At 43.4% G+C, this 13,833-nt stretch carries 9 protein-coding genes and 1 pseudogene; 8 read left to right on the forward strand and 2 right to left on the reverse strand.

The features are described from left to right. Positions 1–21 precede the first annotated feature (21 nt). The gene (gene nrdA / locus MN199_RS06030; protein WP_335738769.1) at positions 22–2,307 is read right to left on the reverse strand and encodes a class 1a ribonucleoside-diphosphate reductase subunit alpha; all 2,286 of its coding nucleotides are present in this window, start codon (positions 2,305–2,307) and stop codon (positions 22–24) included. A gap of 357 nt (positions 2,308–2,664) precedes the next feature. Beyond that, a complete protein-coding gene (gene ubiG / locus MN199_RS06035; RefSeq protein WP_335738770.1) occupies positions 2,665–3,384 on the reverse strand; it encodes a bifunctional 2-polyprenyl-6-hydroxyphenol methylase/3-demethylubiquinol 3-O-methyltransferase UbiG in 720 nt (239 codons plus the stop codon). A 188-nt stretch (positions 3,385–3,572) separates the two neighbouring features. Between ubiG and gyrA the strand changes: the two genes are divergently transcribed. From gyrA to pyrF, 8 genes and pseudogenes are all read left to right on the forward strand, one after another. After that, positions 3,573–6,191 carry a DNA gyrase subunit A gene (gyrA, locus tag MN199_RS06040; RefSeq protein WP_335738771.1) on the forward strand — a complete coding sequence of 873 codons (2,619 nt, stop codon included), beginning with the start codon at positions 3,573–3,575 and terminating at the stop codon, positions 6,189–6,191. A 148-nt stretch (positions 6,192–6,339) separates the two neighbouring features. Next, a complete protein-coding gene (gene serC / locus MN199_RS06045) occupies positions 6,340–7,425 on the forward strand; it encodes a 3-phosphoserine/phosphohydroxythreonine transaminase (RefSeq protein WP_418338083.1) in 1,086 nt (361 codons plus the stop codon). Continuing rightward, entirely contained in the window at positions 7,422–8,702 is a 1,281-nt protein-coding gene (gene aroA, locus MN199_RS06050) for a 3-phosphoshikimate 1-carboxyvinyltransferase (RefSeq protein ID WP_335738773.1), read from the forward strand. The genes serC and aroA overlap by 4 nt, the downstream gene beginning before the upstream one ends. Positions 8,703–8,847: 145 nt before the next feature. After that, positions 8,848–9,537 (forward strand): (d)CMP kinase, encoded by a 690-nt coding sequence (cmk, locus tag MN199_RS06055; RefSeq protein WP_132583448.1) that lies wholly within the window; start codon positions 8,848–8,850, stop codon positions 9,535–9,537. 111 nt (positions 9,538–9,648) lie between these two features. Then, positions 9,649–11,328, forward strand: a complete 1,680-nt coding sequence (gene rpsA / locus MN199_RS06060; RefSeq protein WP_132586737.1) for a 30S ribosomal protein S1 — start codon at positions 9,649–9,651, stop codon at positions 11,326–11,328. A 37-nt stretch (positions 11,329–11,365) separates the two neighbouring features. Next, positions 11,366–11,677: pseudogene (gene ihfB, locus MN199_RS06065) on the forward strand (integration host factor subunit beta); the annotation flags it as partial. A 286-nt stretch (positions 11,678–11,963) separates the two neighbouring features. Next, positions 11,964–13,100: an N-acetylglucosaminyl transferase gene (locus MN199_RS06070; protein WP_335738774.1), complete on the forward strand. Its 1,137-nt coding sequence runs from the start codon at positions 11,964–11,966 to the stop codon at positions 13,098–13,100. Positions 13,101–13,116: 16 nt separating this feature from the next. Then, positions 13,117–13,821 carry an orotidine-5'-phosphate decarboxylase gene (gene pyrF / locus MN199_RS06075; protein WP_132583456.1) on the forward strand — a complete coding sequence of 235 codons (705 nt, stop codon included), beginning with the start codon at positions 13,117–13,119 and terminating at the stop codon, positions 13,819–13,821. The last annotated feature ends 12 nt before the right edge of the window (positions 13,822–13,833 follow it).

Raw genomic sequence — 13,833 nt, forward strand, 5'->3', positions numbered from 1 at the left:
CGTAACGCATTTACTCTATAGTTAAATTTTGCAAGCGCCACCAGCACAGCCGTCGTCTTCAGGCTCAGGCTTAATGTCTTCCTGCATATCTGATGCACCGTCACGAGTGTTATGGTAGTACATCGTTTTGACACCCAATTTATACGCTGTTAGCAAGTCTTGTAGTAACAATTTCATTGGTACTTTACCGCCATCAAATCGATTTGGGTCATAGTTGGTGTTAGCTGAAATTGTCTGGTCAATAAACTTCTGCATAATTGCCACCAACGAGATATAACCGGTGTTACTTGGAATATCCCATAACAGTTCATATTGATTTTTTAAGCGCTCATATTCCGGAACAACCTGTTTTAATATGCCATCTTTACTGGCTTTAATACTAATATGGCCGCGAGGTGGTTCAATACCATTGGTCGCATTAGAAATTTGTGATGACGTTTCCGACGGCATTAACGCTGATAACGTAGAGTTACGCAGGCCATGGCTTAGAATATCTTGGCGTAATTGCTCCCAATCAAGCAATAGCGGCTCGTTACACACCTTATCTAAGTCTTTTTTGTAGGTATCTATTGGCAATATGCCTTGTGAATATGTAGTTTCATTAAACTTAGGGCATGCGCCAAACTCTTGCGCTAATTTATTTGATGCTTTTAACAGGTAATACTGAATGGCTTCAAAGGTGCGGTGTGTTAAACCATTGGCTGAGCCATCGGAATATTTAACACCATTTTTTGCCAAGTAATAGGCGTAGTTAATTACACCAACACCTAATGTACGACGGTTAATCGAGGCGTGAAATGCCGCTGGAATAGGGTAGTCTTGATAATCTAATAAGTTATCAAGCGAGCGTACCGCTAATTCAGCTAATTCTTCTAACTCGCTTAGGTTTTCAATCGCACCTAAGTTAAACGCCGATAAGGTACACAGCGCAATTTCACCATCAGGATCATTAATATGATTTAATGGCTTAGTTGGCAAAGCAATTTCAAGACACAGATTACTTTGACGCACCGGCGCTAGTTTAGGATTAAATGGGCTGTGGGTATTGCAGTGATCAACGTTTTGTAAATAAATACGCCCGGTGCTGGCACGTTCTTGCATAAACAGCGTAAATAGCTCTAAGGCTTTAATGCGTTTTTTACGAATGCTGCTATCAGCTTCATATTTTACGTACAGTTGCTCAAACTGTTCTTGATCTTCGAAAAACGCGTCATAAAGCCCAGGTACATCGGATGGACTAAATAAGGTAATGTAATCGTCTTTAATTAAACGGGTATACATTAAGCGGTTAAACTGCACGCCGTAATCTAAATGCCGTACGCGGTTTTCTTCAACGCCACGGTTATTTTTTAATACCAGTAACGACTCAACCTCTAAATGCCACAATGGGTAGAATAGGGTAGCTGCACCACCGCGCACGCCACCTTGTGAGCAGCTTTTAACCGCGGTTTGAAAGTGTTTATAAAACGGAATACAACCGGTATGAAAGGCTTCACCATTACGAATTGGGCTACCTAAGGCACGAATACGGCCGGCATTAACACCAATACCTGCACGTTGGCTAACGTATTTTACAATAGCACTTGAGGTGGCATTAATAGAGTCTAAGCTGTCGCCACATTCAATTAACACGCACGAGCTAAACTGACGAGTCGGTGTACGCACACCAGACATAATCGGCGTAGGTAACGATAATTTAAACAACGAGCAGGCGTCATAGAAGCGGCGCACATAATCTAAGCGACTTGCTTTGTCGTAATTAGCAAACAAGCAGGCAGCAACCAACATATATAAAAACTGTGCACTTTCATAAATAGCACCGGTTACTCGGTTTTGGACTAAATATTTACCTTCCAGCTGTTTCACTGCGGCGTAGCTGAAGTTTAGGTCGCGGCCGTGGTCAATAAAGCTATTTAGCTGCTCTAGCTCTTCGCGGCTATAGTCGGCCAAAATATGTTCATCATAACGTTTGGCTTCAACCATTTTAACGACGTGGTCATACAAATGTGGCGGTTCAAACTGACCATAGGCTTTTTTACGTAAGTGAAATACCGCTAAACGCGCAGCCAAGTATTGATAATCAGGGCTGTCTTTACTAATTAAATCAGCGGCCGCTTTAATTATCGTTTCGTGGATGTCAGACGATTTAATGCCATCGTAAAACTGGATATGTGATTTTAGCTCAACCTGAGATACAGAAACATGTGACAAACCTTCAGCCGCCCACGTAATTACACGGTGAATTTTATCAAGATCTAAAGGTTCACGACGGCCATCACGTTTTGTGACGAATAAAGATTGAGTCATTGCTACAGAGTCCATTTTTAAATTAGTGGTTTAGCAATCATCCTACAGCCGAGGCTAATATAGCAGCAGCTATTGTGCACGCTTTACACAACATATAGATGAATTCTAGAAAGTGATCACAAGATAGTGTGTTATAGAGCTGAAATCAAGGTGAGATTTGTTATTTGTCAGAGTAATTTTTGTCAAGTATTTAACGTGATAATTTTTATGAGATTAATGATCAATGCCAGCATTTGCAAGCAAAGAAATACCCAATTGCAAGCTTAATCTAACTGGTTAGTAGCTGCTAACCCCCTCAGTAAGATGCCGCTATAAGCGAGCACGAAACAAGGGGGTTAGCATAAAATAAATAATATTTTATTCTGGCTTTTTTGCCACCACAATGTAGTTCACGTCTACACCTGGGCCCACTTTAAAACTTTCTGTTATTGGATTGTAATGTAAGCCTGTAGTATCAACAACTTCTAAGCCTGCACGCTCTATATACTGCATTAATTGTGACGGGCGAATAAATTTACTGAATTCATGCGTGCCTTTAGGTACCAGCTTCATGACCTGCTCGGCACCAATAATAGCGAGCAAATAGGCCTTCCAGGTTTTATTTAACGTTGAGAAAAACAACATGCCACCAGGCTTAGCTAAATCGGCACAGGCCTGAACAACCGACATAGGTTCAGGCACATGCTCTAACATTTCCATACAGGTAACTACATCAAACTGCTCACCATGACTGCTGGCATAGTGTTCTGCCGTGGCTTGCTGGTAATTTAATGTTACACCGGCCTCTAATGCGTGTAAGCGAGCAACGTTTAGCGAATCTTCCGCCATATCTATGCCCGTTACCGTTGCACCACAGCGCGCCATACTTTCAGACAAAATACCGCCGCCACAACCGACATCAATAACCTGCTTACCAAATAAACCTTGTAGCTCGTCGCTGATATAGGTTAAACGCACTGGGTTAAGTAAATGCAACGGCTTAAATTCGCCGGTAAGGTCCCACCAGCGCGACGCAATATCGTTAAATTTTGCAATTTCGTTTGCATCAACATTTTCGCTATTAACTTGTGCTGTCATAAAATATGCCTTAGATTTTTTGGCTATTATAAAGCCTTGATCTATTAGAGCAATGCAGCTACAAAATTTGTGCTGAATTTCAAGCATGGCAAGGTTGGTTTTCTGTGGTAGAATCCTGCGTTGTCTCGCGCTTTATAACATCGACAAAAGCGAGTTATCTATCTGATTTTAAGGGAAATTAGCGTTTTATGACAGATCAAGCCAGAGAAATAGTCCCTATTAATATTGAAGACGAATTAAAAAATTCGTACCTCGATTACGCAATGAGCGTCATTGTGGGCCGCGCCTTACCGGACGTAAGGGATGGTTTAAAGCCGGTACACCGTCGCGTATTGTTCGCAATGAAGGAACTTGGCAACGACTGGAACAAAGCCTATAAAAAGTCTGCTCGCGTGGTTGGTGACGTTATTGGTAAATACCACCCGCATGGCGACATTGCGGTGTACGACACTATAGTTCGTATGGCGCAACCATTTTCACTACGTTACATGCTTGTTGATGGACAAGGTAACTTTGGTTCTGTTGATGGTGACTCTGCCGCAGCCATGCGTTATACCGAAGTGCGTATGGCACGGATTGCGCACGAATTATTAGCCGACTTAGATAAAGAAACCGTCGATTTTGTACCTAACTACGATGGTACAGAGTTAATTCCAGCGGTTATGCCAACAAAACTGCCTAACCTGTTAGTAAACGGGTCAAGCGGTATCGCTGTAGGTATGGCAACTAATATTCCACCACATAACTTAAATGAAGTTATTGACGGTTGTTTAGCGTTAATTGCTAACCCTGATATTGAATTGCATGAGCTAATGCAGCATATTCCAGGGCCAGACTTTCCAACTGCCGCCATTATTAATGGTCGTAAAGGTATAGAAGAAGCGTACCGTACCGGGCGTGGTAAAGTTTATATTCGCGCTAAAACCTGTATCGAAACTGATGAAAAAACCGGTCGCGAAACCATTATCGTTAATGAAATTCCATATCAGGTAAACAAAGCGCGGTTAATTGAAAAAATTGCCGAGCTGGTAAAAGAAAAACGCATAGAAGGCATTTCAGCACTGCGCGATGAGTCTGATAAAGACGGTATGCGTATTGTTATTGAATTAAAACGTGGTGAGTCTACCGACGTAATGCTCAATCAGCTGTATACCAATACTCAAATGCAAACGGTATTTGGTATTAATATGGTATCGCTGGATCAAGGCCAGCCTAAGCTAATGGGTTTAAAGCAAATGTTGCAGTGCTTTGTACTGCACCGTCGCGAAGTAGTAACCCGCAGAACCGTATACGACTTACGTAAAGCCCGAGATCGCGCACACATCTTAGAAGGCTTAGCCATTGCATTGGCTAACATTGATGAAATTATTGAGTTAATCAAAAAGTCATCAAGCCCAGCTGACGCAAAAGTAGGCTTAGTAGAACGTGCTTGGCAGTTAGGCGATGTTAGCGCCATGCTAGAGCGTGCTGGCCAAGACGCGGCACGCCCAGAATGGCTAGAACCGCATTTTGGTATTAGTAATGGCAAGTATTTTTTAACTGAGCAGCAAGCGCAAGCCATTCTAGATTTACGTTTACACCGACTAACCGGGCTTGAACACGAGAAAATTCTTGATGAATACAAGCAGCTGTTAGAACTCATTGCAGAACTGTTACACATTCTGAATACGCCAGAGCGTTTAATGGAGGTTATTTGCGAAGAGCTAGAAGCGGTTAAAGCACAATACGGCGATGCACGTCGCACTGATATCCAAGACAATATGCTGGATATCAATATGGAAGACTTAATTACGGAAGAAGACGTAGTTGTTACCTTATCGCACCTAGGTTATGCCAAGTATCAGCCATTGTCTGATTACGAAGCACAGCGTCGTGGCGGTAAAGGTAAAGCCGCTACTACCGTTAAAGATGAAGACTTCGTTGATAAACTATTGATTGCCAGCACCCACGATACCATTTTATGTTTCTCTAACCGTGGTCGCATGTACTGGATGAAGGTATATCAATTACCATTAGCCAGCCGCACTGCACGTGGCAAGCCAATTGTTAACTTGCTGCCATTAGAAGAAGGTGAGCGTATCAACGCTATTTTACCAGTGCGTGAATACGAGGCAGATAAATACGTGTTTATGGCTACCGCCAATGGCACAGTGAAAAAGACGGCACTAACTGAATACTCACGGCCACGTTCAAACGGCATAATTGCCGTGAACTTAAATGAAGGCGATCACCTAATTGATGTTGGCTTAACCGATGGCAATAGCGAGATAATGCTATTCTCTGACGACGGTAAAGTGGTGCGCTTTACTGAAGATCAAGTGCGTAGCATGGGTCGTACCGCTACTGGCGTACGCGGTATTCGCTTACGTGAAGGCGGTTCGGTTGTATCGCTAATTATTCCAAATGGCGATGGCCCAATTCTTACTGTAACTGAAAACGGTTATGGTAAACGTACTGCATTAAGTGAATATCCAGCGAAGAGCCGTGCTACTCAAGGCGTAGTGTCAATTAAAGTATCTGAGCGTAATGGCTTAGTAGTTGGCGCGGTGCAGGTAAATGAGTTAGACGAAATTATGATGATTTCAAACAAAGGTACATTAGTCCGTACTCGTGTTAATGAAGTATCAGAAGTTGGTCGTAATACCCAAGGTGTTATCTTGATCCGCACTGCTGAAAATGAAAAAGTAGTCGGTGTCGCGAAGGTTGACGAAATTCAGGATGTGGAAGATCTTGAAGCTGCGGTGGCAGAAAAAGCCGTCAACGCTGAGTTAACCGATACGCAATTAGCGCAAGATGAAGAAGAGTAACACCCAATAAAAACGAGCGCTGATGCGCTCGTTTTGCTTTGTGCTACTGTAAAAAATATAAAAAACAATAAGAACGGTAATTAGCCGACAGTTCAACCTACAACCAAGCCAGTTACGATAAATCATTAATATCAGGAGCAAGCAGCACATCATGAGCACTTTTAATTTTTGTGCCGGCCCGGCAATGCTGCCGGTTGAAGTAATGGCGCAAGCACAACAAGAATTTGTTAACTGGCAACAACATGGTTGTTCCATTATGGAAATGAGCCATCGCAGCAGTGCGTTTATTCGTGTAGCCGAAGAGGCAGAGCAAAATTTACGTGAGTTACTTAATGTACCGGCTAACTATAAAATACTGTTTATGCACGGCGGCGGGCGCGGCCAGTTTTCTGCGGTACCGCTTAACCTGTTACAAGCAGGGCAACATGCTGATTATATTATTTCTGGTGCTTGGTCTAAATCGGCTGTAGACGAAGCAACAAAATACGGTCAAATTAATGCGCACGATATTCGCCTGAAAACTGTAGACGGTATGCGCACTATTACTGCCCCGACAAACTGGCAGCTAACGGCTAACGCGACTTACGTACATTGTTGCCCCAACGAAACAGTAGATGGCGTTGAATTTACCAATTTACCTGATACCCATATTCCTATTGTCGCCGATTTATCATCAACTATTTTGTCTCGGCCCATTGATGTTAGCCGCTATGGCGTTATTTACGCCGGTGCGCAAAAAAACATTGGCCCATCGGGTTTAACTTTGGCGATTGTACGCGAAGATTTATTACCCAGTAAAAATGCCATTATACCTTCGGTACTTGATTATCGCTTGGCGGCAGATAACGACAGTATGTTTAACACGCCTCCTACCTTTGCTTGGTACTTAGCTGGGTTAGTTTTTAAATGGTTAAAACAGCAAGGCGGCGTTACCAGCATAGCTACGCGTAACCAAGAAAAATCTAGCTTTCTATATGATTATATTGATAAAAGTGACTTTTACAGCAACGACGTTGATATTGCTTATCGCTCGTGGATGAACGTGCCGTTTTTCTTGGCCGATGACCGGTTAAACGATATGTTTGTCGACCAAGCAGAAAACCATGGCCTGCTTGCATTAAAAGGCCACCGTATGGTTGGTGGTATGCGAGCCAGCATCTATAACGCAATGCCATTAGAGGGCGTGCAAACCTTAGTTAGCTTTATGCAAGAGTTTGAGCGAGTGCACGGATGAAAACACTTACTCTAAACCCAATTAGTAAAGTTGCGGGCGAAGTGCATTTACCGGGTTCAAAAAGCATTTCTAATCGGGTGTTATTGTTAGCTGCTTTAGCACAAGGCAATACACAAATAACCAATTTGTTAGACAGCGATGACGTGCGCTACATGCTTAATGCTTTAACTGCGCTAGGCGTAGATTACCATTTATCAGAATGTCGTACTAAGTGCGACGTCAGCGGTTTAGGCGGCTTATTTAAGCGAGCTGAGGCAACAACACTGTTTTTGGGCAATGCAGGTACTGCGATGCGGCCCTTAACCGCCGCGCTGGCAGCGTCAGAGGTTAATATTACGCTAACTGGCGAGCCTCGTATGTATGAGCGACCCATTGCGCATTTAGTTGATGCACTGCGTCAAGTTCAGGCCGATATAAGTTATCTAGAAACTAACGGTTTTCCACCATTACATATCAAGGGTAAGCTCCTTAACGGTGGTCAAATTAATATTGATGGTAGTATTTCTAGCCAGTTTTTAACCGCAGTACTCATGGTTGCACCGCTATTAACTGGCGACAGCACTATTAGCATTATTGGTGAACTGGTCTCTAAACCTTATATCGATATTACGCTAGCTTTAATGCAACGCTTTGGTGTAACGGTAGAAAACCAAGATTATAAAGCATTTATTATTAAAGGTGGTCAGTGCTACCAATCTCCGGGCCATTGGCTAGTTGAAGGTGATGCTTCATCTGCGTCGTATTTTCTAGCTGCCGCAGCAATTAAAGGCGGCAGTATTAAAGTTACCGGCATAGGTAAACATGCGGTGCAAGGTGATATCTATTTTGCTGACGCCCTAGAGGCTATGGGTGCTGACGTAGAATGGGCCGATGACCACATAAAGGTAACGCGTAACAGGTTAGTAGGCATAGACCGAGATTACAATGCTATACCCGATGCGGCTATGACTATTGCTACCACTGCATTGTTCGCCGAAGGCCCTACAGTTATACGTAACGTTTTTAACTGGCGAGTAAAAGAAACTGACCGGCTACACGCCATGGCTACCGAACTTAGAAAAGTTGGTGCGACGGTAGAGGAAGGCCAAGATTATATCAAGATAACACCGCCGGTTAAGCTTAAGCATGCCAGTATAGCCACCTATAACGATCATCGTATGGCGATGTGTTTTTCGTTAGTTGCGCTTGGTGATGCAGGCATAACCATTGAAGATCCCGACTGCACAGCAAAAACTTTTCCCAATTATTTTAGTTTATTTCAGCAACTCGCTTGCTGATTTACTAAAACTAAGCAGACGCGCAGCCTTATTGGCGCGCGTCTTTACTTTGCTTTATCTGAATTAAACACAGATCTTGTCGCAAAAAGCTGTATAATACTGCCGTTTGAAAATCTGATTAACCGGTAGTTTAAAAGGGGGTAGGATGCCACACTCTGCAGCAGTAATTACCATTGATGGCCCTGGCGGTTCAGGCAAAGGCACTATTTGTCGTTTGCTTGCCCAGCGCTTAGGCTGGCAATTACTCGACAGTGGCGCTATTTACCGCGTACTGGCGTTGGCAGCAATGCATCACCATATCGCTAGCGATGATGAGGAAGGCTTACAGCCGCTAGCTGCACATCTTGATGTGCAATTTAGTAGCGATGAGCAAGGTAATATTCGCATAACGCTCGAAGGCGAAAACGTATCCAGCACTATTCGTACCGAACAAGTCGGCGCTATGGCATCAAAAATCGCCTTATTACCGCGAGTACGAGAAGCTTTATTACGCCGGCAACGTGCGTTTGCCGAAGCACCCGGCTTGGTAGCTGATGGCCGTGATATGGGTACTGTCGTTTTTCCTCAAGCAGAAGTTAAAATATTTTTAACAGCCTCGCCTGAAGAGCGCGCCAGACGGCGCTATTTAGAGTTGAAAGAAAAGGGCTTTGATGTTAATATCGGCGACCTTTTGGGCGAAATACAAGCACGTGACGAGCGAGATATGAATCGCGCTACCGCGCCGCTGAAACCAGCTGCCGACGCTTACATGCTAGATTCGACCAGTAAATCAATTGAACAAGTGTTGGAAGAGGTACTGAACTACGCCAGTATGAAAATACCCGCTGTAGTATGAACCAGGCCAAAACCGCATTTTGGGCAGCCTGTTAAATGGAATTAAACAGGTAAATTTAGCAACCCCACACGAACATGATGATCTGTGGCGCACTTAACTGAAAAAGTGAATATGACTGAAAATTTCGCACAATTATTTGAGGAAAGCCTCAAAACTATCGAAACACGTCCAGGTGCCATTGTTAAAGGTACTGTTGTAGCTATTCTGAAAGACGTCGTTATGGTTGACGCTGGTCTAAAATCAGAAGCCGCTATTCCGGTTGAGCAGTTCAAATCTCTGAGCGGCGAAATCGAAGTAAGCGTTGGCGACATCATTGACGTTGCTTTAGATGCGATTGAAGACGGTTTCGGTGAAACTCTGTTATCTCGTGAAAAAGCTAAGCGTCATGAAGCCTGGGTACGCCTGGAAAAAGCTTGTGAAGACAAAGAAACTGTTATCGGTGTTATTACTGGTAAAGTTAAAGGTGGTTTCACAGTTGAAGTTGATGGTATTCGTGCATTCCTGCCTGGTTCATTAGTAGACGTACGTCCGGTGCGCGATACTCTGCACTTGGAAAATAAAGAACTTGAATTCAAAGTTATCAAGCTAGATCAAAAACGTAACAACGTGGTTGTATCACGTCGTGCGGTTATTGAATCTGAAAGCAGCCATGAACGCGACCAGTTGTTAGAAACGCTGGAAGAGGGCATGGAAGTTAAAGGTATCGTTAAGAACCTAACTGACTACGGTGCATTCGTAGACTTAGGTGGTGTTGACGGCTTACTGCATATCACTGATATGGCATGGAAGCGTGTTAAGCACCCAAGCGAAATCGTTAATGTTGGCGATGAAATTCCAGTTAAAGTATTGAAATTCGATCGTGAGAAGCAACGTGTTTCTTTAGGTCTGAAGCAAATGGGTGAAGATCCATGGGCAGCTATTGCATCACGTTATCCAGAAGGTGCTCGCATCACTGGTCGCGTAACTAACCTGACTGACTACGGCTGTTTCGTTGAAATCGAAGAAGGCGTTGAAGGCTTAGTACACGTTTCAGAAATGGACTGGACTAACAAAAACATCCACCCATCTAAAGTTGTTAACTTAGGTGACTCTGTGGAAGTTATGGTTTTAGAAATTGACGAAGAACGTCGTCGTATTTCTTTAGGTCTGAAGCAGTGTAAAGCTAACCCTTGGGAAGAATTTGCTAAGGGCTTCAACAAAAACGATCGCGTTAGCGGTAAGATCAAGTCAATCACTGACTTTGGTATCTTCATCGGTTTAGACGGCGGTATCGACGGTTTAGTACACTTATCTGATATTTCTTGGAACGCAACTGGCGAAGAAGCCGTACGTGACTTCAAGAAAGGCGACGAAGTACACGCAGTTGTGTTACAAGTTGACCCAGAGCGCGAGCGTATTTCTTTAGGTATCAAGCAACTGGATGAAGACCCGTTCAATGATTACCTTGCTGACAACAAAAAAGGTGCTATCGTTAAAGGTGAAGTAACTGCCGTTGACGCTAAAGGCGCTACTGTTATGTTAGAAGGCGCGGTAGAAGGTTATATCCGTGTATCTGATATCGCGCGTGAGCGTATTGAAGATGCCTCTACTGTACTGAAAGTTGGCGAAGAAGTTGAAGCTCGTTTAATGGGTGTTGATCGCAAAAATCGCGTAATCAGCCTGTCAATCAAAGCTAAGTTCGAAGTTGAAGAAAAAGAAGCTATGGATACTGTCAATAAGAAGCAAGATGATGCTGATTTTGGTGGTAACGCTATGGCCGAAGCATTTAAAGCTGCTCAGAAGCAGGATTAATTGCTAACAAAGCAGGGGGCTTAAGCCTCCTGCTTTATTCATTCGCAGGTTTGCCGGAGGGTCTATGACCAAGTCTGAATTAATTGAAAAATTAGCTACTGATTTCCCCCATATTCAGGTTAAGGATGTTGAGGCTTCAGTTAAAGAAATCCTCGAACAAATGGCACAATCGTTAGCGGGTAACGAACGTATTGAAATTCGTGGTTTTGGTAGTTTTTCACTGCACTATCGCGCACCAAGAGTTGGCCGTAACCCTAAAACTGGTGACAAAGTTGAACTAGACGGTAAATATGTACCGCATTTCAAACCAGGAAAAGAGCTGCGTGACCGCGTAAAAGATAATACCTGATTTTAGCTTTAACAGCTTTCAGGCGTAAACGGAGTTTCCCTTGCGCAGACTACTTTATATTTTAGTAATAGTAGCCCTGATTGTAGTAGGGGTACTATTCGGTTCTATAAATCAGCAACAAACTGATTTAAATCTTCTTATTATCAGCATGCCACTTCGTGTAGTTGACATAGCTTTGATATTTCTTCTGCTAGGCATACTGCTTGGATTACTCATTGCTTTGTTGTACTCATTACAACGAAAAGCAAAAGGCTGGCGGCGTAAATCGACGGAAAGCAGCTAGTTTATGTTGGAATTGCTGTTCTTATTATTGCCTGTTGCCGCCGCTTACGGCTGGTTTATGGGCCGTAACAGCGTTAAACATAAAGAGCTAAAAGGCCGAGCCAGTATTACCCGCAATTTATCTTCGGGCTTAAATTTCTTACTGACTGATCAGGAAGATAAAGCCATTGAGCAGTTATTGGAACTGCTTGATATTGAAGCTGCCACTATCGATACCTATTTGGCACTGGCAAACTTGTTTCGGCGCAAAGGCGACTGGGATAAGGCTATTCGCATTCATGAAAAGTTGCATCAATTAAAATTACCTAAACCTAAAGCCCAGCAAATTCAATTTGAGTTGGCAAAAGACTATTTCTCTGCGGGTTTATACGATCGTGCAGAAAAGCTGCTGGTTAATGTTGTTACATCGCCGGTGTTGGCTGAAGCCGCACTAAAACAGTTATTTAGTATTTTTATCGCCACGCAAGAATGGCATAAAGCTAAATTATATTCTGCTGCAGTAGATAACACTAAATCGCACTCATTACGCATAGCACAAGCTAATATGCAGACAGAAGCATTAAAGCAGCAAGCGATACTCACCAAAGATAGTTTAACTGAGCTAGCAACACGCTATGCTAAAGCAATTCGCCCTAAATTCGAATTGGCGCAGTTAGCGTTAAGCCAAAATGATACCAAGCTGGCGGCATCAGCATTATTATATATTGTTGAGCACAAACCGAAGTGGGCTGCTGATATATTACCATTGCTACAACAATGCGAGCTACCCAGCGAAGAGTGGTACCAACTCCTGAGTAACTTGGCTAATAAACATCAAAATATTACTGCTGTAGTATTACTGGCATGCTGGCTAACCGAACATGGCTCAGCCGAAGCGGCTGAGCAGTTCTTACTAGATAAGTTAGAACAGCAACCCAGTATTCGTTTATTTCAGCAGCTATTACAAATACGCCAACAGCAATCCGCACCGGCGGCTGAAGTGTTGTCATCGGTAAAAGAGTTAGTAAATGCGTATTTAGATAAAAAGTCGTTGTATAGCTGCCGCAATTGCGGTTTTACAACTCGTAAACATTATTGGTTATGCCCATCATGCCAGCATTGGGAAAGCGTCGAACCCATTAGCGGTATTGACGGTAGATAGTAGTTAAGGAAATTCGATGTCTTGTCAGACCCCAGTAGTTGTAGCCCTTGATTTTGAACAACAAGCAGATGCGTTAAACTTGGTAAGCCAACTTGATCCCAGTTTATGTCGCCTTAAAGTAGGTAAAGAAATGTTCACTCATTTTGGCCCGCAGTTTGTTAAACAACTACAGCAGCGCAATTTTGACGTATTTTTAGATTTAAAATTTCATGATATTCCGAACACTGTCGCTAAAGCAGTTAAAGCGGCGGCCGATCTTGGCGTATGGATGGTAAACGTGCATGCCTGTGGTGGTAGTAAAATGATGAGCGCAGCGCGCGAGTCTCTGATATCGTATGGTACTGATAAACCTTACCTTATTGCCGTTACCGTACTAACTAGCATGGAGCAGGGCGACCTAACCGAATTGGGTATTAACTTAACTCCCGAGCAACAAGTATTAAAATTAGCTACGCTAACACATAGTGCAGGGCTTGATGGTGTAGTGTGTTCAGCTCAGGAAGCGGTGCTGTTAAAGCGCCAGTTTGGTAAAGACTTTTGCTTGGTAACCCCCGGCATTAGACCCGCGAGCAGCGAGCAAGATGATCAGAAGCGCGTGATGACACCAGCACAAGCACTCTCAGCCGGCGTTGATTATATGGTTATCGGTCGGCCAATTACCAAAGCAGCCAAACCACTGGACGCACTGAATGCTATCGTTCAGGAGATTTTAAACGCGTAATTAATAAGGAGG

It is taken from the genome of Rheinheimera metallidurans (assembly GCF_036983985.1).
Taxonomy (GTDB): Bacteria; Pseudomonadota; Gammaproteobacteria; order Enterobacterales; family Alteromonadaceae; genus Alishewanella; species Alishewanella metallidurans.

Coding starts and splice junctions, on each gene's coding strand:
- ubiG (WP_335738770.1), bottom strand. CDS start 3,384: ATGACAGCACAAGTTAATAGCGAAAATGTTGATGCAAACGAAATTGCA.
- aroA (WP_335738773.1), top strand. CDS start 7,422: ATGAAAACACTTACTCTAAACCCAATTAGTAAAGTTGCGGGCGAAGTG.
- rpsA (WP_132586737.1), top strand. CDS start 9,649: ATGACTGAAAATTTCGCACAATTATTTGAGGAAAGCCTCAAAACTATC.
- pyrF (WP_132583456.1), top strand. CDS start 13,117: ATGTCTTGTCAGACCCCAGTAGTTGTAGCCCTTGATTTTGAACAACAA.
- MN199_RS06070 (WP_335738774.1), top strand. CDS start 11,964: ATGTTGGAATTGCTGTTCTTATTATTGCCTGTTGCCGCCGCTTACGGC.
- gyrA (WP_335738771.1), top strand. CDS start 3,573: ATGACAGATCAAGCCAGAGAAATAGTCCCTATTAATATTGAAGACGAA.
- cmk (WP_132583448.1), top strand. CDS start 8,848: ATGCCACACTCTGCAGCAGTAATTACCATTGATGGCCCTGGCGGTTCA.
- nrdA (WP_335738769.1), bottom strand. CDS start 2,307: ATGACTCAATCTTTATTCGTCACAAAACGTGATGGCCGTCGTGAACCT.